At 56.0% G+C, this 23,220-nt stretch carries 17 protein-coding genes; 9 read left to right on the top strand and 8 right to left on the bottom strand.

Going from position 1 to position 23,220, the window contains the following annotated elements; translation table 11 throughout:
* Nucleotides 1-8: 8 nt before the first annotated feature.
* Entirely contained in the window at nucleotides 9-1,778 is a 1,770-nt protein-coding gene (locus B5V46_RS14715) for a hypothetical protein (protein ID WP_080617296.1), read from the top strand.
* A 1,038-nt stretch (nucleotides 1,779-2,816) separates the two neighbouring features.
* On the opposite strand, the gene B5V46_RS14710 is transcribed toward B5V46_RS14715, so the two are convergent.
* The 6 genes from B5V46_RS14710 to B5V46_RS14685 all read right to left on the bottom strand — a co-directional run bounded on the left by B5V46_RS14710 (nucleotide 2,817) and on the right by B5V46_RS14685 (nucleotide 9,584).
* Nucleotides 2,817-3,356 (bottom strand): AAA family ATPase, encoded by a 540-nt coding sequence (locus tag B5V46_RS14710; protein WP_080617295.1) that lies wholly within the window; start codon nucleotides 3,354-3,356, stop codon nucleotides 2,817-2,819.
* A gap of 412 nt (nucleotides 3,357-3,768) precedes the next feature.
* Nucleotides 3,769-5,574, bottom strand: coding sequence for a TniQ family protein (locus B5V46_RS14705; protein ID WP_080617294.1), 1,806 nt, complete (start codon nucleotides 5,572-5,574; stop codon nucleotides 3,769-3,771).
* Nucleotides 5,571-6,524 carry an ATP-binding protein gene (locus tag B5V46_RS14700; RefSeq protein ID WP_080617293.1) on the bottom strand — a complete coding sequence of 318 codons (954 nt, stop codon included), beginning with the start codon at nucleotides 6,522-6,524 and terminating at the stop codon, nucleotides 5,571-5,573. The genes B5V46_RS14705 and B5V46_RS14700 overlap by 4 nt, the downstream gene beginning before the upstream one ends.
* Nucleotides 6,514-8,658 (bottom strand): DDE-type integrase/transposase/recombinase, encoded by a 2,145-nt coding sequence (locus B5V46_RS14695; RefSeq protein WP_080617292.1) that lies wholly within the window; start codon nucleotides 8,656-8,658, stop codon nucleotides 6,514-6,516. The genes B5V46_RS14700 and B5V46_RS14695 overlap by 11 nt, the downstream gene beginning before the upstream one ends.
* A complete protein-coding gene (locus B5V46_RS14690; RefSeq protein WP_231119135.1) occupies nucleotides 8,655-9,155 on the bottom strand; it encodes a Tn7 transposase TnsA N-terminal domain-containing protein in 501 nt (166 codons plus the stop codon). The genes B5V46_RS14695 and B5V46_RS14690 overlap by 4 nt, the downstream gene beginning before the upstream one ends.
* A 222-nt stretch (nucleotides 9,156-9,377) precedes the next feature.
* A complete protein-coding gene (locus tag B5V46_RS14685; RefSeq protein WP_231119134.1) occupies nucleotides 9,378-9,584 on the bottom strand; it encodes a helix-turn-helix domain-containing protein in 207 nt (68 codons plus the stop codon).
* Between the two features lie 206 nt (nucleotides 9,585-9,790).
* Between B5V46_RS14685 and B5V46_RS14680 the strand changes: the two genes are divergently transcribed.
* Together B5V46_RS14680 and B5V46_RS14675 are read left to right on the top strand one after the other, a co-directional pair.
* Nucleotides 9,791-10,402 carry a hypothetical protein gene (locus B5V46_RS14680; protein WP_080617289.1) on the top strand — a complete coding sequence of 204 codons (612 nt, stop codon included), beginning with the start codon at nucleotides 9,791-9,793 and terminating at the stop codon, nucleotides 10,400-10,402.
* A 323-nt stretch (nucleotides 10,403-10,725) separates the two neighbouring features.
* On the top strand, nucleotides 10,726-11,865 hold the full coding sequence (locus B5V46_RS14675; RefSeq protein WP_155774075.1) for a hypothetical protein: 1,140 nt from the start codon (nucleotides 10,726-10,728) through the stop codon (nucleotides 11,863-11,865).
* A 257-nt stretch (nucleotides 11,866-12,122) separates the two neighbouring features.
* Here the strand turns inward: B5V46_RS14675 and B5V46_RS14670 are convergent, their stop codons facing one another.
* The gene (locus B5V46_RS14670; RefSeq protein ID WP_155774074.1) at nucleotides 12,123-15,266 is read right to left on the bottom strand and encodes an RNA-directed DNA polymerase; all 3,144 of its coding nucleotides are present in this window, start codon (nucleotides 15,264-15,266) and stop codon (nucleotides 12,123-12,125) included.
* 1,154 nt (nucleotides 15,267-16,420) lie between these two features.
* On the opposite strand from B5V46_RS14670, the gene B5V46_RS14665 reads away from it, so the two are divergent.
* From B5V46_RS14665 to B5V46_RS14650, 4 genes are all read left to right on the top strand, one after another.
* Complete coding sequence (locus tag B5V46_RS14665) at nucleotides 16,421-17,008, top strand: tyrosine-type recombinase/integrase (protein ID WP_080617286.1); 588 nt, start codon at nucleotides 16,421-16,423, stop codon at nucleotides 17,006-17,008.
* 271 nt (nucleotides 17,009-17,279) lie between these two features.
* On the top strand, nucleotides 17,280-17,714 hold the full coding sequence (locus tag B5V46_RS14660) for a hypothetical protein (protein ID WP_155774073.1): 435 nt from the start codon (nucleotides 17,280-17,282) through the stop codon (nucleotides 17,712-17,714).
* Between the two features lie 12 nt (nucleotides 17,715-17,726).
* On the top strand, nucleotides 17,727-18,302 hold the full coding sequence (locus tag B5V46_RS14655) for an SIR2 family protein (protein ID WP_080617284.1): 576 nt from the start codon (nucleotides 17,727-17,729) through the stop codon (nucleotides 18,300-18,302).
* Nucleotides 18,303-18,311: 9 nt separating this feature from the next.
* Nucleotides 18,312-20,054, top strand: coding sequence for an ATP-binding protein (locus tag B5V46_RS14650; protein ID WP_080617283.1), 1,743 nt, complete (start codon nucleotides 18,312-18,314; stop codon nucleotides 20,052-20,054).
* Nucleotides 20,055-20,338: 284 nt separating this feature from the next.
* On the opposite strand, the gene B5V46_RS14645 is transcribed toward B5V46_RS14650, so the two are convergent.
* Complete coding sequence (locus B5V46_RS14645; protein WP_080617282.1) at nucleotides 20,339-20,776, bottom strand: hypothetical protein; 438 nt, start codon at nucleotides 20,774-20,776, stop codon at nucleotides 20,339-20,341.
* Nucleotides 20,777-21,025: 249 nt separating this feature from the next.
* Here B5V46_RS14645 and B5V46_RS14640 point away from each other — a divergent pair.
* A protein-coding gene (locus B5V46_RS14640; RefSeq protein ID WP_155774072.1) for an IS5 family transposase occupies nucleotides 21,026-21,783 on the top strand; the annotation gives its coding sequence in 2 pieces (ribosomal slippage) (nucleotides 21,026-21,350 and nucleotides 21,350-21,783; 759 coding nt in all).
* Nucleotides 21,784-22,055: 272 nt separating this feature from the next.
* Nucleotides 22,056-23,209 (top strand): IS3 family transposase gene (locus B5V46_RS14630; RefSeq protein ID WP_231119223.1). Its coding sequence is split into 2 segments (ribosomal slippage): nucleotides 22,056-22,308 and nucleotides 22,308-23,209, totalling 1,155 coding nucleotides; the frame shifts between segments, so codons are not numbered across the junction.
* The last annotated feature ends 11 nt before the right edge of the window (nucleotides 23,210-23,220 follow it).

Below are 23,220 nucleotides of genomic sequence, written 5' to 3'. Positions count from 1 at the left end.
TTTGATAAATGACAGCGATTAGATATCTGAACGAACTGAACTTGCCGGACATCTGCATTTCGCCAAAACTACGGGCGCTACTTACCCCAGTTGGGTTGGACCCATTTGAGCGCCCTGAAGTTACCGCCCGGTATGAATATGACCAATACGGACCTAATTACGGGTACGTTCATATGATCATGGCCTTGACCGATGAAGCGGAAACGCTCTCGGTTGACGATTTTAGCGAAGCTTCAGATGGCGTTGTCAGCTTTTCGACTCCGGCAGTTGATGATTATGGCGGATTGGCTGGTCACCAGCCTAGCGTATCGGGTCACGAATACGTCGTCGCGTCTCATGGTGATGGATCATTTTACAGTTATCATCTGGCCGAGAAACTATGGATGGCGCTAGGCTTGTCGCCCCGTTGTGTCGGTGGTGACGACCAGAGACTGATTTATGATGACTTATCGCTACCCGAGTTTGGCGTTGCTGAAGGCGAAGTCTCTAGCTCGTACTACTTCCAGGCTAGTCGGAACATCAGTTGGCGAATGTCGAACGAGTACCTGAGAAAATACCTTTGGATGCAAGGGAAGCACGGTACACGAGTATTTTTCTACGAGGCATATATTCAAGAAACGCAAGACATATCAGATCTTTTGCGTGATGGCGGTCACTATCACACGAAGCCAGAAGATGGTTGGTACGAGCTAGACATTCGACGTATCAATGAAAAGACTCTGATGCAAATTTGGGCTGTAGTGTGCGCGGTCACTCCGGAGCTGTGCGCAGTGCAAACTGCCGCGGGTTTGACTTGGCCTGGCATTGCTGGGGCGGTAGATCATCAGCGTGCGAACGCTCTCGTAGAACCAACACCAATATTTCTCGATGATCGATTCCTTGAGAGGTACGAACAGAATAGCTTCTACCAAACCACCCCTTTCCAGACCCATGGTGGCTGGACGTGCAATCCTTCTTACTCCGGGCAATGGTCATTCACTGATTGCAGACGGGTCGGGCGGAATCTGATCCAAGTTAGGTTGAGAGAACTATACAAGCCGAAGCCTGATAGGGAAATTGTCTGGGCACATGCTCACGTTGTTCCTCAAGAAATCGTAGATCAAACCGACTTAAGCGAAGAGCACATTGTTGCTAAGGTTCAAAGGCTTCTGGAAGCGCTTCTGAACTTGGCGGATGGCCTTGCTTGGCTAACAACTGACCTCGGTCTTGGGATCCCGACGTGCGAAGAGTTGATCGGGTTCTCTAGGGAAGAGCTAAAGGCCGAACATTGGTTGCCCTACCCTAACCTAAGCCGATTGGCTCAAGTCGCCCCTATAAGTATTTCGGAGCAGAAGTTTCTTTCTCGATGCAAAGAGATTCACGAGCTATGGCAGAAGATACCCAACGGAATTTTGAGACGGATTGTTGATCAAGGGGGGCATGACCCTAAAAGATACAAGAGCTTTGGGAGCCTTAAGCTCTTGCAGATTCTGACCAATACTCTCGAACGACTTAATGTCAATCAAGAAACGACTGCGAATTTCGGCGGCGACAGCCGAGAATCAGAAGTCATTAATCGTAATGCTAATCTCGCACCTCTTTTTCTTACGGCTGACTTAAGGAATGCTGATGCTCACTCGGGCGGGTCAGTTTCAGAAACATTGACCCAACTGGGGTTCGACATGTCACAAACCAATCTAGGCTACGGCAGGGCATTGGATTTTGTTTTCGATCGAAACATCGATGCATTTATTTACATAGGCACTGAAATTAAGGCGCTTCAAGTTCGAAGTTCTTAGAACAGGCGGCAGAGCGTTTCCGTTGTAAAATTTGGATACAGGTTCTTTGGTCGCGCCGCAGCATGTCGCCGGCGGAATGAACGTCGGCTCCGGGCTGAGAGCGCCCGCGGCCCCGTCGTGGAGACTGACCTCGGCTGCCGGCACCGCCGCATGAATGTTCCGAGCGCAGATTACCGCATCCAAGCTTCACAGTCACGATAGGCGCTTCGTATGCTCTCAGCCCAAAGCTACTGTCCATGCGCTCTGCCATGATCGGCCTTCTCTGAGCTGGTCTCAGGGTGCTCTACATTAGAAAGGGCTGCGCTATCACGCAGCCCTTTCATGTAGGATGAGGCAGGCGGAACCAGCCGCCATCACACTAACGCTCATCGACACGGTGATCTCAATAAATTGAGCGATGTATCGTTGGTAGAATCGTACGTGCTTTGTTGCTTTCACAAGTCTCTGTCTTCTCTTTACGGACTTTTTTACTGCTTTCGTTCATAGCTACTTCTCCTTCAATTGATTTCCCGAGTAGGCTCAGGAATGTTAAGAAGTTTATGACGATGAGCAGTGTGACAGCAGAAATTGGAATCGAACCCGCAACTCCTCCGAAGGGGAATAAGACCTTTAGTCAACATCAGGGCTATGCCAGAGTCAAGGGCGGAGAAGGTCTTTTCTATTTAGAGACTTCATTGCTGTGCCAGTCACCGCGACATGAATATGGCGTATGATTTCTACGTTGGATGCAGGAGCCGAAGTTCCAAATTTTTGCGCTGCTCGCGATCCCTTGTATCAACCCATCGAAATTTGCTCAGATTAAGCTGCTAATCTGAATGCCTCGACAGGCGTGCGCATGGCAAGGGCTGTGCTGCCGACTTTGGGTTACTGGTAATGCTAGGCCCTGGCTCGAACAGCCGCTTCGGTGAAGCAACGTAGTAGCTCCCGCTGGGTCACTGAGTGTCCGTATCGGGCCATGAGTATCAAGCAGCGGGAGGCCGGAGGGACCATGCGGTTTGTCTGCTTCCGCAGTTTCACCACGGAATCTCGCGATCACGGTCAGTTGACCCGCCGCGCACTGACAAAGTCGGCGCGTGTTGCAATGCCGGCGCGCGGCAGCTCCGTGATTTGGTATCCGAGGGCGGTGTAGGTCTCGCGCATCACGATGCAGGTTGCTTCGGCCTCGGCGCGGGTCTGCGTACGCTCGGTATCCTCCGTGAAGATCTCGTCCCAGTAGGGTGTCAGGAAGACGCGGGCGTTGTAACGGGCTGCCTTGGCCGTAGCGGCGACGTGGGGCGGCACGGGGAGGCCGCAGAGGGTCAGGCAGCCCATGATGTCGGGAATGCCCCGGTCGAAGATCACGGGGCCTGAGAGAGCCTGAGCGTCCTCGTAGGCGCGGAGGTCGCGCTCAAGCATCCGTTCGGCATAGGCCATGCGGTCCACCCAGGGGAGGGCGTCTCCGCCGCTCTGCATTTCCTCGCGAATGACCGCGCGGCCGGATTCGGGGATCGTATGAAAGCCGCGGCGGGAGAGCTCGGTGATCAGGCTGGTCTTGCCCGCACCAGGGCCGCCCGTCACGACGAAGAAATGGTCGCTCATGGGCCATCCTCGGGTTTGACAGGGGAAGGGCTGCGCAGCGATCGACGCGCCGAAAGGCGCGGATCAAGGCAGCATGGATTTTCGGAGGGAAAACAGCACCGGTCTGCGCGGCAGAGGCAAATCCTCTGACGAAAAAGGCAGAACTATCTGATGCTTTTCAACGTGTGGGAAGGGGCACATAGTTTTGCCTCTGAGCGTCAAAATTTCCTTTTGAATTCAGTGCCCCGAAATCTCGATGCTTAACTGAAGCTGCCTTTTTCGTCAGATAAGGTTGCCTCTCGGAAGATATGAAAAAAGCCGACACGGTGGTCGGCTTTCTCAAGGCTCGTCGTGTCAGAAGGTCTTGAGGATGGAATGCACGGGCTGCGGCCCTATCAGGCAGCAAGACCCAGCGGCGTTCCTGACCTTATATCTAGCTCACATCGCGACGGCGAAAGATGATCCGGTTTTCGCCGTTGAAGATGAGTGGTTCGACGCCGTTTTTGTAAAGCTCGCGGCAGAGATTGGCGGTATCGCGTCGCAGCTCGTGAGCAAGATCGGCAGCCGAGATGAAGTGTTCGCCGAACGCTGCGACGGAGGCCTCATCGACCACCCGCCAGCGTTCGGAGGACCTTTTGGCCTTCGGAGCAGCACTCAAGTAGCCTGCGTTCACCAGGTTGCGGATTGTTGCGGTATCGACCCTTAGCTTACCGGCAGCTTCCGACATGCTGATCGCACCAGCTGAGCGCTGGCCTATGGCCGTTTTCGCCCGCTCGACAGATATCAGGAAATCGTTGAACCTTGGGTCTGCGCCCGTAGCACAGCGTAGCGGAATGTCGTGTTCGAAAATCAGGTTCAGGAGTTCGAGGGTCGAGCATTGGCACGCGGGCGTGGCCGCAATGAGGGAAGCCTCATCATTGGCCGGTTCCAAATCAGGGCGTGTTTGGCGGTGTAGGCGACCGATAAAGGCGTCGAGATCCTCCCTTCGGAAATACGGCGCGTTTCGGGCCATCTCTCCTGCTTTCTTGATGAGCCCTTCCACGACGAATGTGCGCAGCAGGTGGATGTCCAGCCCGAGGTAGTCTGCCGCGTCGAACCCGCGTAGCACGCTGTTGGTTTCATTGGCGAGCTTTTGCAGCGTCTCCCGTGACGGGTAGCGATGATAGGTGATGGCATCGGATTTGCCCGATTTCGAGATGTCGCCACGCTCCAAGAGCTTATGGCGCAGCATCCGTTCGTCGATGGCGTAGGCCTTCGCGCCTTTTCGAAGGGAGTACACCTGTTGCCTGTCGCAACGTATCCGCAGGACTGTGCTACCGACGAGCACGGGATAGGTCCGCAGGATGTAGTCGAAGACCATCTGACGGATGTCATCGAAGGCGGCATCATCCTCACGCTGGGATAGCCAGGTCAGGAATGAACCTGCAATCGCACCGTAGGTGTGACAGCCAGGGCCCGCCTTTAAACGAAGCTCTTCAAGCACTGCGACCATCTGATCAGGCCCGTTGCATAGGACGTCGTATCCGGCTGCACCGGCCTCAAGCCATTGTCGTTCGGTCGTTTCCGATCGGCTGGCTTTGGGGCCTTGTGTCAGCAAAAGGCCGAAGTTCTCGCAAAGCTGTGCCGCGACATGGAACTCCAGCGTGTCGAGCCAACGGCCCGCGAATATGCCATTCAATCGGCCAAGGAGGTAGCGTTCCAGAGATCGCGCTTCTTCGGCAACGATCTGGATGTCGTCTATGTCCATGTTGTCGACCATCCGCGCGAAATCATAGCTGTGCTTGTGATGCGAGGGAGGCGGGACCTCGATCAACATGCAAGAATGCCGGGCGCAGGTTCGGATTGAAGTGAGTTGCCATGCCCCGAGATGAAACGGGCCATGGGCACCATGCTCTGAAAGAGCTTCAGCGGCACATTTCGGGCATCCTCTGATCGTGCTTCGGCTGTAGGCCGTGAACCTCGGCGCCTCTGCCCCTAGCTGATAATTCGTCTTCGACGGGGCGTGGGGTGTCCAAGTGCGGAGTTTGGTGGGAGCACACCCTGCGAGTGCGGCTACCCGCTCAATCTCCACCGGGTCGCCGACCTTCAGGGCGCGATAGGAAATGCTCATGTCGGCGCAGAAAGACTGAAGGCTGGCAGTCCCGTTCTTCCGCGCGATGCGGGACGCAAGCGACGTCGCGCTTTCACCGGGTACCGCGGTGACGGTGAGGGGAAGCGGCTTGAGGGGTGACAACATCATGTGCGGCTCTCCCGAGAAAACACCTGGCGGGCGTCGATGCGCATGAAGTCCGGCACGACAAACGGGTTGAACTCGGCATCGCAGGAGGTCCGCCGATGGTAGGCCCTGATGAAATTGCGCTGGTTCAGCGTCTTCTGGCCTTGCAAGTAGGCATCCTCGATGGCGTCGAGGATCAGGACAATGGCGATGCCGAACTGGTTTGCCGCAGCATGGACCACGCGTTCGCCGTGGGATAATTCCAGAACGTCATCCTCTGGTTCGAGCTGCGCCAGTTCACAGTAGTTCTCGAGCAGGTCGAGAATATCATCACCATATGCAGCAGCGGATAGGCTCTCGAACCGAACGGTCCGCATGCGCCGAGCGAGCTGATGGTCGTGGTTGAGGATGTCTTCCAGCTCGTTTGTGCCCGACAGAATGATCCCAACTGGCCATTCCGGGTCCGTCATCAGAGTCTTCAGCATGGAGGTCACTGAATCCAACTCGTGCTTGGTGCCCCGCGACGCCAGGTCCTGCGCCTCGTCGAGATGCACGAACAAAACGCGCCGCTCCTTCAGGTGATGTTGGACCAGGTCCCAGATGTACCAGGCATGGCGATCGGCACCGATAGGGTAGCCGAGCGCCCGAAGGAGCATCTGCCCGACGAATTTCAGCGTTGCGGGCGATGGTACCCGCAAGCTGATGATGGTTGAATCTCCGTATCCCTGATCGGCCAGCCTCTTCCTTTCTTGGGCAAGAAGATGTGTGATTGCCGCGCTTTTTCCGGCCCCGGAGTGCCCGGACAGGGCAAGTCCTTGCGCCTCGCTGATACGGTCGGTCTGGATGTCTACGAGCCTTTTCTCGGCGAGGATGGAGAACCCTTCTGCCAGTGGAACGAAGCGCTCGTGATCGACGAAATATGCCTTCAATTCAGCGACCCGTTGTGCCGCTTGGGTGATCAGATCATTTCCCATCGTTGAACCCCCAGCGTCTGCGGTTCTTGCGTTTCGTTCGGCGCTCGGAGACCGGCCTGTTATCGTCGCTGTCCGGCTTCCGTGATGTGTCCGTTAGCGGGGTAATGGAGATTGCGTCATTGAGCAGGTCTTTGCTCGGCGGCAAGTATCCCAATCGCTGCTCATCAGAGCGGAGCGGATAGTGCAGTGCAGCATCTGCGCGGGCGACGTCCACGTCGGTCACATGGAAAGGTGTCAGGGCGCGCAGCGCGAATGCGCGGCGGTTCGCGTCCGATATCCGCGCGATAGCCCGCTGGACCTTGGGCGCGTCCAACTTCGCAGCACGCGCATGTGCGTGACGAACGGCCCGAACGCCTTCACGCAGCTCGTCGAAACTCACGCCCTCAAAGCCGGGTTGATTGGCGAGTGCCGGATACCAAGTTGCACCGACCTTGACAGCTATCCACCCGATGTCCTGCAGATCGACCCTGATTTCCACCTCCCGTATGGGGGAGTGCAGATAGGCTTCCCGCAGCGCCTCGCAGCTATAGCTGAGCCCCGAGAACAGCACGCCCTCGTCATTGAGCTTCCGGGGCATCGGCCTACCGAATGCCTTCCTGAGGGTTAAGCCATCCGGAACTGGAGGCGTCCCGTGTTCTGCCACCAGCCGCTTCCAAGCTGCATTCGGGGTCTCTCCTTTCAACGAGCCGTGTGGCTGGTTGTGATAGATATCAACGATATAGGTCAGCAGGACCTTGATCAGGTCGTCATCACACAGACAGGCGAGCATTTCTGAAGGGTAGTCGCCGCGATCAACAGTGTCGAAGAAGGTCCGGCCTGCCAAGAGCGGCATGAGCTGATGTCCGAGTGTGCGGAAGAAGGACTCGATGTGCCCCCGCATCCAGGGGATGCCAGCGGGCGGCAAGTGCGACGTGACTCCAAGTGACGCTACCGTTGCCTGGAAGGCGTCCGAGACGAAGGCAGGCCCCATGTCGGTCACAAGTGTTCCGATCCCGCCATGATGGTGCCACGTGCTTTCGCATTCGGCCGCTTGGGCCAGCGGGGTCTTGTCCTCGAAAATCTGCCGCAGCGCACGGATCGCATCATCCGAGTTCGGATTGTCGGCCAGTCGCATCGACACGACGCATTTTGTGGCGCAGTCGATTGCAATGTAGAGCCAGCGCCGTCCGGTCTCGAATTTCTTCTGCCGGTCCGGCGGCAGGTGCTCCCAGATGCCAGTCAGCGTCAGCAACGACATGACGTCTAGTTTGTTTTCATCCATCTCGACCCGCTCCATGGGTCGCACGACATCGGGACCATTGCTGCTCATGGCAAAATGTCTAGCGGCAGCTGCAGCACCATTCCGCTTGGCGTAGAGGTAGAACGGATCAGCCATGTCTAGGCGACGTCGAATACTTGCGGCCGATGGAACGACCAAAATAGGTACCCCGGCGTCGGCACGTTTTCGGTTCTCCTCATCGAAAAGCGCCTGGGTTTGCTTAATAGCTTGGACCTTGGTCGGGCGCTGCGTGTCGGCGTAGATCTCGATGACCTGATTCATCAGAGCTTCAGATCGCGGGCACCAAATCCGCGTCCGGTTCCCGGAACGATAAGTCTCGGGGATCAGGGCAAGTGGTGAGCAACTCGCAGATTGATAAGCACGCACCCATTGAAACGCAGTTCGGCTACCCGGAAGGTTGCGTACGGTGACGTCTTTGCCTGGTCTAGCCTTCTTGGCTGCTGCGGCGCCTTCGCCGACAAGCTGCTGCGTTTCTGCGGCTAGTCGTGGGCGCGCGCTGTCATAGCTGTCTTGGGTGCGCTTGATTTGATCTTTTGCCTCTAAAGTCAGGAAGGCATCGCAGACCGCTTTCCGCCAAATCACCAGTCTGCCGATCTGTTCCGGCAGTTCACTGATCACTTCGACTGGCTTGTTTAGCCGCATCTCCTGCGTAGCCCGGTCGAAGTAGCCGGCAAAATACGTTGTATCCGGTCGTCGCATCATCTCGGCGAGCTCTTGGTGGGAAAAAGCCTCCGTTATCCCCGGCTGACCAACACGCTCGAAGGTACCTCCGATGTCATTGATCTCAACGGGACGCATGGCGACCCCTGCCGTGGTGATCATGTCAGAGGTTGAGAAGCGAAAACGCAAGGTCATGCTGCCACCTCCGTCAGAGAGGAGCGCGACCACGCGAGCGTCCGGGCCGCTTCAGCGGCAGCCTCTCGGTCAATGTGCTGGTCGGTGACCAGCAGCACGCGGTCTGCAAAGGATTTGGAAACCGCGGCCGCAACAGCTTCGAGCTCGGATGCAAAGTTCAGCTTCAGCACACGCGGCATGGGTTTGACGGCCACAGCTATGCGCTCCCCGTCCGTTTTCGTGACCAAGAAATCGAAGACATGTCGCGCGGGGCGGCCGTCAGTGCCAACATAGGATATGGCCGGGGGCTGATCTCGGATGTGGTGCACGTCGTCGCGCACCAACATCAGGCAGAGAAAAGCGTATTCGAGCGCACTTTCGAAGTAGATTATACGAGGGCGCTCGAAGCCGGGCAGCAGCGCGACCATGGAGCCGCGAAGGCTTTCCCTGGCGCGGCGCGCAGGAAATCGGGTCGCGTGGCTCGGCTCCGGCCCGCGGTAGAACAAGGTGTTGTACATGATGATTGGAGCGCACCTCACCTGGGCGCCGACCCATGTGGATCGGAGCAGGCGCGGGGCGACATCCCCCTATGTTTGAGATGAGTTTGACTGCCCTGCCGAGAGACGCCTCGGCAGGTTGACTTTTCTTGAGACTCAGGGGATGAATAAGGTGTCGCGACCAACGACACTTATTCAAAAGGCCTTCCTGTTAGCGCAGGAGGGTCTTTTTATTTCCCGATGTCAGGTTTTGTTTGCCGCGCTGTCCTCCTCTGCTGGGTAACGGTCGGGGAAGAGCTCGGCCGGGGTCTTCTCGACAGCATCGGCAAGGGCCCTCTCGATTTTCAAAGACCTGCGCAGACCTTGGCTGACCAGCGTGACCGTCGAACGCAGAACCTCCAGCTCGCGGGCGACTGAGGCGATGGATTTGCCACGTAGACGTAGCTCCATTTTCAGGCGTTCATGAGCTGGATTCACTGTGTGTGACATAGGCGCTGTAACCATGATTGCTGGGACTTCGTGATCTGGAGGGAATCAGCTATCAACGAATCAGTCAAGGACAACTGTTTAGAATCAGGTGGTTAAAAGCTGTGGTGAAATCCTTGCGATATATGTCGGTGGAATTTCACCGGAGTTTTTAGTCAGAGGAAGGGTCTATGGCCGAAGCAAAACGTCATCTGGAGGTTTGTGGTGACTTCGTCGTCGTCTTTACAGATGGCGAAGGTCATGGTGTCCATCACTCTGAATTAATTGACTTGATGGCACACAGCCGGTCGTTGGCTAAGGTTCGGGAGCGTTTCGCCGCCAGCCGGTCCAATCTGATCGAGACGTTAAAGCATTTCGGCTATGATTTCGACGCGCTGCTCCAATCCCAGTTTCGGGAGGGGTTTCGCGACACGGCCTTGGCGAAGCTACATCGCGTTGATCCGAAATGGATCGCTCGCAAGCGGGAAGCACTGGGCTTCTCGAACGTGCCGGGGCGATCACGTGTGGAGTTCTCATCTGAACAAGTGCGAATAGCATACGATGCCGCTGGCAGCCTTGCTGGTGCCGCGAGGTTGATGGGCATCAACCGGCAGACATTCAAGAAGCTATACGCCCAAGCGTTAAAGAAAGTGGAGCCTAGGCAGGATGACAACCCAGACCAGTCGCTGGGGAATGAAGGTCTCGCAAAGGTTAGCGCGGCAACTCAACGCGTCGGCTCCAAGGTTTTCTACTCGGAGGATGAGCTGAAGAAGTTCTTCGACGACGAGTGGGAGGATAGCTGAACTGCTGCATGCAGTGGTCAGTGAAGAGCGACCTTGGCAATAAAAATGAGCAGAAGTGGCTAGTCGGGCGTGCGATGCTAAGGCTGCAATGCGCAGGAAGCGAACATTGCCGCTGACGCTGGCGATCCCGCACCAGACACTATCGGCCCATAAGAGACATTCATCCCAGTCACTGGTGCCGCACTGCGGCTTCGGAGAAGCGGACATCCGTTTAGCGCAGGTGGCCTGCGCTTGGACGGGATCAGTCGGCCGAGCGAGTGTCTGCACTGGCGATCAGAGAATGTAGGGAGTAGCATTTGTCCTCTGCTTTCGCGAGGTGATCGATGATTATTGCACTGCTATTCAATTGGCGCGCCTACTCCGAAGCCGGAAATTATTGGCATGAAATCCGCGATGCGGTTTTCTCAACAGGGATCATTCAACGATCCGACCGTCACATGAAACTGTCCATTGGCGATGTCTTGGTCGGGCTCGAACGCGGACAGGATCCCGAAGCTCTCTTCAAGGCAGCTTTCGCTAACAGTGAATGGGGTTACGTCTATGAGAAACGCTTGTTCGATGGCTTTCCGACGGTCTTCGGGATGGTATTTGAGAATATGCCGACAGCGCTTGCGGAAGAGTTGAGTGAGGCTCTTTTCGAACATGACGGCTTCATAGGCGCTATCTCCATCCATTTGGAATTTCCACCGCATCTCGCGCTCTACAGGTTGAGCCTACCGCCACATTACCGACTCGAGGGCATGAAGCTCAGATGCTTTTACTCAATGGGCAACCAAGACGGTTGCGATCCATCGGATCTCGAAGACATGCAGGGACTCGGCTACGACGATACCGGGTTCGAGGACACAGGTGCTAGCCGCACAATCCTAGATGATTTCGACACGCCACGGCATTTCGAGCGAGTGGCTGCATTCCGAAACCTTCTAACCCATTGGCTGCCGGGTGGTGAAGATGATTCATACCAGCTTACCATGATGTTGGAGGATCTGAGTCCGAAACTGTTCAATGCGTTAGGTGCTGCGGCAGAACGTCTCGCAAGCGCAGAGAATGAAGAGGAGTTGGCTCAAGTGGCGGTCTCGGGCCGCCGCTATCTGGAGCAGCTCGCAGACGCACTGTTCCCACCGACGGACGCGCTGAGGGGCAAGCGGAAGTTGAACAAACAAGCTTACCGAAATCGGTTATGGGCTTTTGCCGAGGACCACCTTCACGATGATCCAAAACGGCTTTCCAGTATTGGGAAGGAGGTTGATCGCGTCGTTGAAGAGTTGAATGCAGGCCTTCACGCAGATCAGCCGAAGGATCGCGTGGCGCGGTCGATTGCAGACGCGGCGCTCTTGACCGCAACTCTGCTCGCATTGGATCCAAACACGATCCGAAATGGATATCTAGCATATATGGACAGCCTTCGTACCTTCGTCGGTGAGCTTGCCGCTCAGAGTAGAGCAGCAAACCAGTCAGTTTAAGTCAGACCTGCCAATGACGCCGCAAAATTCAGGTACACTAGCCGCCACTAGCGCTAAACGCCACATCCGTCAAAGTGGGCTCTCTGCCGCCGCCAGATGGTTCGCAACATATTATTGGTTAAACGGCACCGCCCCTTCAGGGACGGCCCAGAGCCGACCTTGACTGGTCCGCGGGCGGATGTTCGCTTCGCGCCTCCGATGTCTAAAGCAGTTCCATCTTTGTGAGAGGCAACAAGAAGCATCCTGAATGTATAAATCTAGGGTAAAAACCCCGCGGGTGGATACTTCCATCCATCTGATTTAGTCGTGCCCAACTGGTGCCGGTGCTTTATGTCTGCGATATCGTCAATTTCGAAAAAAGATACTGTAGCTTGAGGCTGACCATGGGTGTGGAAAACTTGACGCTGATAAGCCTCTCCCTTTGGCATGTGCGCATTGCTGCCGCCGTATGCTCCATTGTTCGCGATCAGAACTAGCTGATACATGTGATAGTGCAACGCTTGGGCCATCTGATCGAAGGTGCCGACATCCAGGTTCAGCGCGGGAATCGCAAATACATCTGAGCGCTCTCGGAGATCGCTCGCCAACTTCAAATCCGTTGCATCGTAGCAAATGGAAGCGGTGAGCCACAGCGGATGGTCGGTGGGATTGCTTGACCATTCATAACCTATCAGCCATTGGCACGGGCGGAATCCTTCAACCAATTTAACAGGCTTGACATATTTCTGCTCCATCGGAGAAAGGTGTTTTTTTCCCTGCCTCCTGATCGCGATCTCCAACCCCATGCCCGGCACCATTCTTGGGATGATCCACAGGGCGGAATTGACCAAAGGCTGCCCGGGAGCCACTTGCTCGTAGGCCATACCTGCCAAAATCGCGGTCTTGTATGCCCGTGCGAATGGCACAAGATGGGTAGCAACGTCGTCTGGATGTACTGACAGTTCCGGCAGGATGAGCCAATCCAGACGTTTGTTTGCCGGCTTATGCGTCTCGCGGAGATCCAGCATCTTCTCAACTGCAGCCAAGGCGGTCGACAGATGCCTGCGGTGTTTTCGTCGCAGATTCGAGGAACGCATCTCGAGATCGGTAGCTGAGAAATCTTTGGCCTCAGGCATGATCGATTGGACTACGCAGGCCCGGAGCGGTCGCCCTGTCAACGCGGAGCCAGGAATTGGAGCTTCGATCGGCAACATCAGGGTTCCAGTTGCCGAGCCAATAGCTAAATGGGCTTCATTTAAGGCAGCACGTACCCGGACAGCCATCTCCTCCAACGAAAATTGGTCGGCCTCCTTGTCGCCTTTGCGGCAGCCTGGCCAGATGAGGAGATCAAAGAGTAGATCCTGAGTGAACTGTGAGATGGGCAGCCAATCGTCACCGAAGGCCTCGTGCCCGTTGTAGAACCCGTACTGCCGCTGAAACCAGTGAGCTCTAGTTGGGCGGTAGATGTGCTCAGCTTCCTTCCATGAAGCCGACTTGACCGGAAGACTAAAGTCGATTCTGGCCGTCAGTATGAAGCGTAGGAGAAAACCAAGCTGAAAGCGCCAAGATTGATTTTCCGGAACCCAAGAAGGTGGGACGTAGATCGAGCGGTAAGAAGATGAGACCTGCGCCGATCGGAAAACCACATTCTCAACATGAGCGTAATCGCCAACTGGCCGTACACTTATCTGAGTAGTCGACGGTGTAATGACCTCCGGCACACTTCCCTGTTCGAGGTGTTCGATGAATTTGGCGGCAAAGCTGAGGACGCCTATTTCGTTCCGAAGTGGATTTAGTGGTCCCTTGTCCTGAACAAAGGATTGCAGAGAGTGCATCTCGCCGTTGAAAGTCCATTCTGCGACTCCCAAGTCCTCGGCGATGCCCGCCGGAATGTGTGGCTGCAGATCGACGGAGCGCAAGAGATCGCGGGAGAATTCGATGTCGCGTGCCGCAACCTCGGCAAATCTCGCCGTCGTGAGCTTCGGGCCGACGAGCTCTACCGCTCGGTTCCTCGACAGGAAAGACCTTCGGCTCACTACTGCGGATATAGCAAAATCCCTGTTCGATATGTGGTTCAGGTGATCTCCCTGTAGGAAGGATAACATTTTCCAGTAGGAGCGATTGGTCCGAGGAGCTTTTGGCGACTGAATGGCTTGGGGATCGTGCGCCGCGATGAAGAGGAGTGCTTGCTGCTCTAGATACCAAGGGGCGCGTTCGGCCTTGCCTTGGACCACTCGGATCGCCAACTGGAGGAGCAGCGACCGATATTCGGCGAGGTCGACCGACGATGGAAGACTCTCGGTATCGCTGACGAAGCCAGTCTCAGTCGCACCGGCTCGAAGTATCTCTGCAAGGCAATAGTAGGCCACCTGTCGGTCGCGGACCACTTTGATCTGACCTGATAGATACGGCTCAAAGAGTTTCAGTACTTCTTCTAACAGCTGGCGAGACGGCCAGAGATCTAGCGCGACGCGGAGTGGTCGCACATTTGAAGGGTCAAGTATCCATCGTTCGATGAGCACTAGTGCGAAGGCATGCGCATCATCGTCCAACTCAGATTGAAAGAGTCGGGAGCGCCGGTAGGTTTCTTCACCGAAGTCAGTTGGCTCGACCAACGGTCGATCATCAAGGAGTGGTCTTAGTGAGCGGTAGGTCTTTCGAAACCGACCTGCAGCAAAGCGACCGATTGTCTCATCCTTTACATCTGGCACCGCTTTCATGCCCGGTGGAGTTACCGTTTCTCCGGCACCGTTGATGGTCAGCTGTGAACGGACGAGCGCTTCAATCGCCTGGATAACCTCCTCTCCACCACGTGCATCGAACCCGCCAGAGATCGCGGTTTGGATTCGCTCCATTTTTCGGGATTGACGAATGAGAGGAACCTGCTCGCCACCGACCGATGCTGCTGAAGTCTTTTCCGGGGAGAATTCCAAGCCAGGACAGGCCTCGGCCAGCGTCTCTGAAAGCCAGCCCATTGCCCGCATTTGAGCTTCAACATGATCAATCCCCGGGGCGATTGTGATCGTCAGCCGAATGTCGTCAACGTAGCGACATGCGTCCCGTAGCCACACACCGTTGGCCACCTCATGACCAATTTGTCCAAGGACCGCCCGATCAAAATCAAGCAGCACCACATTTGAAAAGAACCCAGACGATACAAGCCCTTGCGGAAGGGATACTCCGTGAAAATTGGGGATCTCCGCGCCGCGCTTGTATTCGTCGAACTGACATTCGTCACGTTCTGTCCAAGACCAGTTGAAGACATTAGCTGCTAGGTCAAAGAACGCATCATCATCATCAGGAGTTCGCAGAGCCTGTACCTTCGTATTGAGCAGCTCTGGGGTTACACGATCGTAGAACTGCTTGAGGTCGCTCTGGATGATCAGTGCCTTATCATCACTTCCAAGCGATGCTGCAACCATTTCCGGCCGTTGAAGAAATGCGCGGTAATCTTGGAAGTAGGCTCGGTATAGCTTGGATGAGCCCCAGCGGTGAATGAGGCCACTTCGTTCGTCATCTCGATCACAAAATAGACGGTTACCATATGACATGACCGAAGAGCGCACTGTGGAGGAACTGATATTGGCCGTGGGGTCTCCTTGCGCCGTCTCGACCCTGTCGCCTAGGCAAAGAAGTAAAGCCGTCGCAGTGACCTGATCTGAGAGAGAGACGTGGGCTAGTGGGCGGATTTTCGTCGATCCCCGCTTGACGGGCTTCCAATGCCCTTTGGCGTCAAGATGCCATTGCTGGTTCTTCGGAGCGGGGACAAGCCTTATCTCATCTGTCTCGTATCTGCCGCTGCGTAGTCGCTCGGAGAGGTTGGATATGAACCTTGGAAGGTCGGCAGCAGCTCGATCAAGCTCCAAAGTATCAGAGAACCAATTGTGATATCGAATGTAAGACGAAGCCTTCTTCCAAGCTTGAACCAAAACATACTCTTGAGATACCAACTCAAGACTCGGAAATAGTCGCTTCACGTCTTCACCTTTTCAAAACTCTTCGCGTTCGACCAAAGCGGGCTGAATGTTCGAACACGAAATTTCATTCTTAGCCCGGCGACACCTTCAAAGATGAACTTTAGCCTCAGACGTCGACGGGAGCATGTTTCTACCAAATTTGACCCTCAGTTTTACCGGGTTGGCTGGAGAAAGCCAGCGTCTGGAGGTCAATGCTGGGATGCTTGTGGTGATCTTGACTGATCGCAAATATCAGCCGTCGCACTGCAGCGACCGAAGTGGACATTCGCCAAATCCGCAGCGAATGTCCACTTTCCGCCCTTCGGCTCCTCAGCGCGCATGTGCGGCGAACGACCGCTTTCCGCCCTTTGTGTCGGCGCTTGGCATCTTGGATGGACGTCGCAGCGGGGCCCCCAAAGAACTTAGCCGAGCCTCGCCGCGAATGGGTCGTGGCATCGCGAGTCTGAAGATCACTTCCAAAAAAGTAGGCTTACCTCGTGGCGACGAACATGCGCGTGCTTCCTCGACGCTCAAGCGACTCTTTACACTTGGTGTGTTTTGTTAAGAGTTGATCTCGGCCAAGCCTTGCCAGGCAGAGACTTGTGAGAGGCGACATAACCATGCCCAATCGGCGAAGTGTCAAGAGTGGGGATGACCGGGCGACCGACGCCCATGTGCGGAGCCGTGACTACCTTGGTCAGCCGGATATCGACCGGCTTCTCGCTTCCGCCAAAAAGGGCCGCCACGGGGTTCGCGACCACCTATTGATCCTGATGATGTTTCGGCATGGACTGCGCGTCTCCGAAGTGATCGCGCTTCGTCGGCAAGACGTGGATCTTGCGCAGTCGCGGATCTGGGTCGCACGGCTGAAGAACGGGCTCAGCGTCGAGCAGCCAGTCGCTGGCGAAGAGCTGCGGGCTATCAAGCGCTGGCTCGCGCGCAGGGAGGATGCGCTGCCTTGGCTCTTCGTCTCCGAGCGCAAGCAGCCGCTCACGAGGCAGGCCGTAAGCTACATCCTCGGATCCGCCGGCACCCGTGCCGGGCTCGAGCGCGTCCACCCACATATGCTTCGCCATTCCTGCGGTTTCGCCTTGGCGAACAAGGGGCACGACTTGCGAGTCATTCAGGACTACCTCGGACACCGTGATCCCCGGCACACAGCGCATTACACGCGGACGGCTGCGCACCGGTTCAACGATCTGTGGTAGCCGGAAACTGCAGCGGCTGAGAAGAGGAAGAATGGGCGGGAAGCTGACCTTCGCTGCATCAGCGTGAAAACCAATGCCGCGACAAGAAGCGGCCGTTTAGTTCGGTGATACTAATTGCTTATGGTCGTTCTTTCTGGCTGCAACGCCAGGATTTTTTCCTGTTGGCGATTCCATATTAAGGTTGATTTCAAATGGGGTCTGTTTAGCCTCTGACGACGGGCCTTTTCATTCAGATCATTGATACCAACCCAAGCGGAGCGTCCCAAACTAAATGAAGACAGAAGACATCGCCAAGTTTGCGCTAACCTGTTTCCAAGGATCCCCGACAATTGTCCTTGGAAGTGGCGCCTCTATGCCACATGGATTGCCAAGTATGGGAGCACTGAGCGGCTACCTGTGTGACAAGCTGGAAACAGTGGGCCAAGCCGAAGAGGACGCTTGGTTGTTGGTCCGGACAGCCTTAGCAAACGGTGATCATCTTGAAGCTGCGTTGGAGGGCAAGGCTTTGCCGGATACCCTGCTCGCGAAGATTGTCAGCCTGACTTGGCAATGTGTCAATGAGAAGGATACAGCGCTATTAGGCCTTGCAGCGTCAAATGGCGGGGAGTTCGCTCTTGGGCGTTTGCTGTCCAGGATGTTCAACAGCAACTTGCGCGAAATCCATGTCGTCACCACCAACTATGATCGCGTCGCAGAGTTTGCCTGAAATTCCAAAGGAGTGCTTTTTCAAACCGGGTTTGCTCCAGGCTATATCCAGAAGTGGGAGAGCACCGGCGGAGTCAAATTCCGGCATGGCTCCAAGGCTTCGCGGGTCGTCAAGATCTGGAAGGTCCATGGCTCGCTGGACTGGTTCCGCACCGCAGATGAGCGAACAGTGGGATTGCCGGTCTTTGAATTGCCACCCGCCGAGTACACCCCCCTAATCGTTACTCCTGGATTCAACAAATACGAGACAACGTCCCAAGATCCTTTCCGAACAATAATTAATGGCGCAGATGACGCGCTGAAGACCGCCTCCGCGTTTCTTTGTATCGGATTTGGCTTCCGCGATCTGCATATCCATCCAAAAATCATCGAGCGATGTCGGGAAAGAAACGTGCCCATCGTTGTGCTGGCCAGAACCCTGACCGACGAGGCCAAAGACTTCCTCAAGACCAAAGCCGGTACAAACTACATGGGTGTCGAGATGTCTGGAACCGGGAGCAAGGTCTACCGCCCCGAGGCCCCAGATGGTGTCGAGGTGGACACTGCTGATTTATGGTCGCTTCCAGGTTTCAACAATTTGGTCCTTTAGGTAATGCACATGTCCATTTTCGATTTCGCAGACAATGAAGCCCTCGGCAGCGTGATATCAGTAGATACCGCTGCAGCAACGATCCGCGTCGACGACCTCGAGAGGCTCAAGCGGCTGCAGGTAAACCGTTTGGTGGTTCTCCAGAGCAGCAAGCCCGGGCAACACTTGATTGGTGTGGTGGTGCGGATCACCAGGAAACCCGACAACCGCGATTTGGAAGAGGCGGAATTGACCGACCTGGAGTTGATCCCGAACGAGAACAACCTCGTCAAGATCACACTTATCGGCACCTTGCTCGACAAGGTTGGACTCGAACAGAACGTTTTTCGCCGAACCTTAGAAACCGTGCCGGAAATCGACGCCAATTGCTTCTCTCTGGAGGGTGAACGCCTCACCAATTTCATGCAGGTCATTTCCAATGTGAAAACGGACGGCCCAAAGCTGTCTTTGGGAAACTTCACGTTGGATGACGAAGCTGTAGCTTATCTGAATGGCAACAAGCTCTTCCAACGACATGCCGTGATCGTCGGGAGTACTGGATCGGGCAAGTCCTGGACTACGGCTCGATTGCTGGATCAGATCGCGGAATTGCCACAGGCGAATGTGGTCTTGTTCGATATCCATGGTGAGTATCGACCGCTGAAAGGCGAGGCGTTCAAGCACCTGAGGATTGCGGGGCCTTCAGACATCGAGCACAAGCGCGGCTTGGATGACGGGGTATTGCATCTGCCATACTGGTTGTTGGGCTATGAGGCGCTGGTGTCCATGTTCGTGGACCGCAGTGACCAGAACGCACCAAACCAATCGATGATTATGACGCGCACTATCGTCGACGCGAAAAAGGGCACCCTAGATCCGGTCAAGCATGAAGAAATATTGGAGAATTTCACAATCGACAGCCCGGTGCCTTTCGACATCAATTCAGTGCTGCAGAACCTCAAAGACCTAGATGAAGAAATGGTGCCAGGCGCGAGGGGCGAAAAGCAGGGTCCCTATCATGGCAAGCTGAGCAGGTTGATCGGTCGCCTAGAAGCAAAAAGGCATGATCGTCGTCTGGCATTCCTGTTTCAGCCTCCCAACGAATGCATGGACATGGAGTGGCTGGAACGAATGGTTCATGCCATTTCAACCGGTCGCGGGGCTCAGGATGGCAATGAAGGCGGCATCAAGATTATAGACTTTTCAGAAGTGCCATCTGACGTACTGCCCTTGATGGTGAGCCTCTTGGCTCAAATTGTTTTCTCTACGAGCCTCTGGACGAAATCTGACCAGCGGCATCCTATCGCAATCATGTGTGATGAGGCTCATCTGTACATACCAGAACGGCTGAATGCCGACAGTTCTGACGCGGTCGCTGTTGAGATTTTTGAGCGGATCGCAAAAGAAGGCAGGAAATATGGCATAGGGCTTGTGGTTATCAGCCAGCGACCATCCGAAGTAAATCGAACTGTTCTGAGCCAGTGCAACAATGTTGTTGCCATGCGTTTGACCAACAGCGACGATCAGAGCGTGATAAAACGCCTCCTTCCTGACAGTCTTGGAAGTTTTGGTGACCTATTGCCTGTCTTGGACATCGGAGAAGCGCTGGTCGTCGGCGACGCGAGCCTTCTGCCGACACGCGTGCGCATAGCCGAACCCAAGATGAAGCCTGACAGCCAAACTGTTGCCTTCTGGGATCGTTGGAATGAGGTCGAGCCTAAATCCGACACGTCCAACGCGATCCGCTCATGGCGACGCCAAAGCATGAACTGAGAATACTGGCAAGAAAGAAGAAACCAGTAGAAATGCTACTTTTGCAAATCACAAATGGTTTGCCGGACCGCAAAGCGACAGTAGGTTCTGCTCGAGGACATGACAGTTTTGTCTTGCACTGCAGATCTCCAAAAGCCATCGGGTTTCGCACTCGCGGCGAATGATGGCAGTGCGTGCTGCTGCCGCCGCATTAATTATTGGTTGGCGAATGTCGGGAATGGGCCGATTGGAAAGCGCACCGTACCCAGCAGAGGAATTGCCGGGTACGGAATCGGTTTCGTGATTTATGCGCTCTTCTTGTCGGCTTGCACCGCAAGGTCGACTACGTGATGCACAAGGAACGCCTCGATCAAAGACAGGGCATAATCTCGGTCGATGGGCAGCATACCCTCGTCCAGCCATCTGTTATCAACATAGTCTTCCGCATCCCACAAAGCCCGCGTCGCGGTGGGATTGTCCGGCTCGATCCGGTCGAAGACTTTCTCGAAGGTAAAATTGGCGATCTCGATAGCTTCCGCTCGATCAGCAGGCGAGACAGGAAGCGACGTGATCTTGGTATCGACTGACGCCGCCGTCGGGCGAGAGACAAGCAAGCTCCAACTCGCGAAGCCCTCCTGTTTGGCGATCTGCTTTTGCGCCTCATGGAGCGGGATGCCGCGTTCGCGGGATAGCTCCTTGGCACGGCGCTTTAGAACATAGATAGGCGTAGTTGGTCGGTTCATTCGAAACCCTCCTGGTCGAGCGAATTACACAACCCCTCCTCATGTGTGCTCGAACGGATGGTTCGATGATCAGAGTGCTCTGCATGAAGTGTGCTTTCCCAACGGAGGGGGGAGGCGCGAGCAGCGCCTGTCAAAGAAGATACGTCAGTTTCGCTGAATGACAAGAGAAAGGTGCTGACCTATTAGGCTCAGGACCCATTGATCAGCACGGCTTCGCGTGATTCAGCCTCCGCTCGAAGGAGGCTGACGATGAGCGATCTTTTCTGGCTGACCGAGGCGCAGATGGAGCGGCTGCGCCCCTACTTTCCGAAGCCCCATGGGCGCCCTCGCGTGGACGACAAACGCGTCCTCAGCGGAATTATCTTCATCAATCGCAACGGGTTGCGCTGGCGGGACGCGCCCCGCGAATACGGTCCGCACGAGACGCTCTATAATCGCTGGATCAGGTGGAGCCGCATGGGCGTGTTCGCGCGGATCATGGAGGGGCTTGCCGCCGAGCAGGCCGATTGCCGGACGATCATGATCGACGCGACCTATCTGAAGGCGCACCGTACGGCCTCGAGCCTGCGGGCTCAAAAGGGGGGCGTGGCCGCCTGATCGGCCGCACGAAGGGCGGCATGAACACAAAACTGCATGCCGTCACCGACCGCGAGGGCCGCCCTGTCCGCCTCTTCGTCACCGCCGGCCAGGTCAGCGACTACAAGGGCGCACTCGCGCTACAGAGCCAGCTGCCTCAGGCGGACTGGCTGATCGCCGACCGCGGATACGATGCCGACTGGTTCCGTAACGCGTTGTCGGACAGCAAAATTCGCGCCTGCATTCCGCCGCGCAAGTCGCGTACGGCCCCGGTCAAGTACGACAAGCGCCGATACCGGCGCCGCCACCGCATCGAGATCATGTTCGGACGCATCAAGGACTGGCGCCGAGTTGCCACCCGCTATGATCGATGTCCGAAAGTCTTCCTCTCGGCCATCGCGCTCGCTGCGACCGTCATCTACTGGTTATGAGTCCTGACCCTAGCTCGGGGCAGAGCGGTCCGTTTGAAGGCGATTCAGAGTTTCGATGCGCTGCGCCAGCATCAATGTCCGGTTCAGTGAAGCAGCGTTGTAGGTGGATGACACGACGAACGGCAGGAATGGGCCGTGAGTGTCAGGCAGCGGGAGGCTGGAGGGGACATGCGGTTTGTCTGCTTCAGCAGTTGAGCTACCCCCCGAAATTCGGACAGTGACGTAAGCTACGATTTGCAGTCTGCTGATCTTCGACGAGAAGGAGATCAGAGATGTCGAAACGCAAGCAGCACGCGCCTGAGTTCAAGGCGAAGGTCGCGCTGGAAGCCCTGAAGGGTGAAGAGACGGCGGCCGAGCTGGCGAGCCGGTTCGGAGTGCATCCGACGATGATCCATCAATGGAAGCGCGCCCTGCTCGAAGGCGCGTCCGGCGTGTTCGAGCGCGGTGGCCGCAAGAGACCCGAGATCGACGAGGAGCAGGTGAAGGAGCTCCACGCCAAGATCGGGGAGCTGGCGGTGGCCAACTCTTTTTTGGAACGAAAGCTGAAGCCCTGGGGCGGGAAGTGAGGCGCGGTATGATCGAGCCTGACCATCCTCAGCTGTCCATCGGTCAGCAGTGCAGGCTGCTGTCGATTGCGCGCTCGTCCTATTACTACGAGCCGAAGGGAGAGACCGCACAGAACCTCGGCCTGATGCGGCAGATCGACGAGCAGTTCCTGGAGACGCCGTTCTTCGGTGTCCGCCAGATGACCTGGCACCTGCGCAATGACGGGCATCTCGTGAACGAGAAGCGAATACGCCGGCTAATGCGCCTCATGGGGCTGATGCCGATTTACCAGAAGCCCAACACGAGCAGGCCGGCGAAAGGACACAAGACCTATCCTTACCTTCTGAAAGGGCTGCACGTGGATCGTCCGAACCAGGTCTGGTGCTCGGACATCACCTACCTGCCCATGCGCCGCGGGTTCCTATACCTCATAGCGATCATGGACTGGCACACGCGCAAGGTTCTATCCTGGCGGATCTCGAACACCCTGGAGGCCGACTTCTGCGTCGAAGCACTGAGCGAGGCCATCCACAAGTTCGGCCCGCCCGAGATCATGAACACGGATCAGGGCAGCCAGTTCACGTCCTGCGCCTGGACCGACCGGCTCCGCCGATCCGGTGTGCGCATCTCGATGGATGGGAAAGGCCGATTCCTCGACAACATCTTCATCGAGCGGCTGTGGCGAACCCTGAAATACGAATGCGTCTACCTGCATGCCTGGGAGACCGGATCAGAGACGAAAGGGGCTATCCGGAAATGGATGACCTTCTACAACCACCAGCGTCCTCACTCAGCCCTCGGCGGCAAGCCACCGGCGCTGGTTTATTGGCAGAGAAATGATATCAACAAACCCGATCAGCAGGTGCAAAGAGTAGCTTAAATTACGCCAGA

This window comes from Rhodovulum sp. MB263 (assembly GCF_002073975.1).
Lineage (GTDB): Bacteria > Pseudomonadota > Alphaproteobacteria > Rhodobacterales > Rhodobacteraceae > Rhodovulum.
The sequence above is the reverse complement of the archived record's forward strand: the minus strand, read 5'-3'. Positions and strand labels throughout refer to the sequence as shown.

Coding starts and splice junctions, on each gene's coding strand:
- B5V46_RS14710 (WP_080617295.1), bottom strand. CDS start 3,356: ATGAGCGACCATTTCTTCGTCGTGACGGGCGGCCCTGGTGCGGGCAAG.
- B5V46_RS14685 (WP_231119134.1), bottom strand. CDS start 9,584: ATGGAGCTACGTCTACGTGGCAAATCCATCGCCTCAGTCGCCCGCGAG.
- B5V46_RS14665 (WP_080617286.1), top strand. CDS start 16,421: ATGCCCAATCGGCGAAGTGTCAAGAGTGGGGATGACCGGGCGACCGAC.
- B5V46_RS14715 (WP_080617296.1), top strand. CDS start 9: ATGACAGCGATTAGATATCTGAACGAACTGAACTTGCCGGACATCTGC.
- B5V46_RS14675 (WP_155774075.1), top strand. CDS start 10,726: ATGATTATTGCACTGCTATTCAATTGGCGCGCCTACTCCGAAGCCGGA.
- B5V46_RS14680 (WP_080617289.1), top strand. CDS start 9,791: ATGGCCGAAGCAAAACGTCATCTGGAGGTTTGTGGTGACTTCGTCGTC.
- B5V46_RS14650 (WP_080617283.1), top strand. CDS start 18,312: ATGTCCATTTTCGATTTCGCAGACAATGAAGCCCTCGGCAGCGTGATA.
- B5V46_RS14700 (WP_080617293.1), bottom strand. CDS start 6,524: ATGGGAAATGATCTGATCACCCAAGCGGCACAACGGGTCGCTGAATTG.
- B5V46_RS14660 (WP_155774073.1), top strand. CDS start 17,280: ATGAAGACAGAAGACATCGCCAAGTTTGCGCTAACCTGTTTCCAAGGA.
- B5V46_RS14670 (WP_155774074.1), bottom strand. CDS start 15,266: ATGGTTGCAGCATCGCTTGGAAGTGATGATAAGGCACTGATCATCCAG.
- B5V46_RS14645 (WP_080617282.1), bottom strand. CDS start 20,776: ATGAACCGACCAACTACGCCTATCTATGTTCTAAAGCGCCGTGCCAAG.
- B5V46_RS14705 (WP_080617294.1), bottom strand. CDS start 5,574: ATGATGTTGTCACCCCTCAAGCCGCTTCCCCTCACCGTCACCGCGGTA.
- B5V46_RS14690 (WP_231119135.1), bottom strand. CDS start 9,155: ATGTACAACACCTTGTTCTACCGCGGGCCGGAGCCGAGCCACGCGACC.
- B5V46_RS14695 (WP_080617292.1), bottom strand. CDS start 8,658: ATGACCTTGCGTTTTCGCTTCTCAACCTCTGACATGATCACCACGGCA.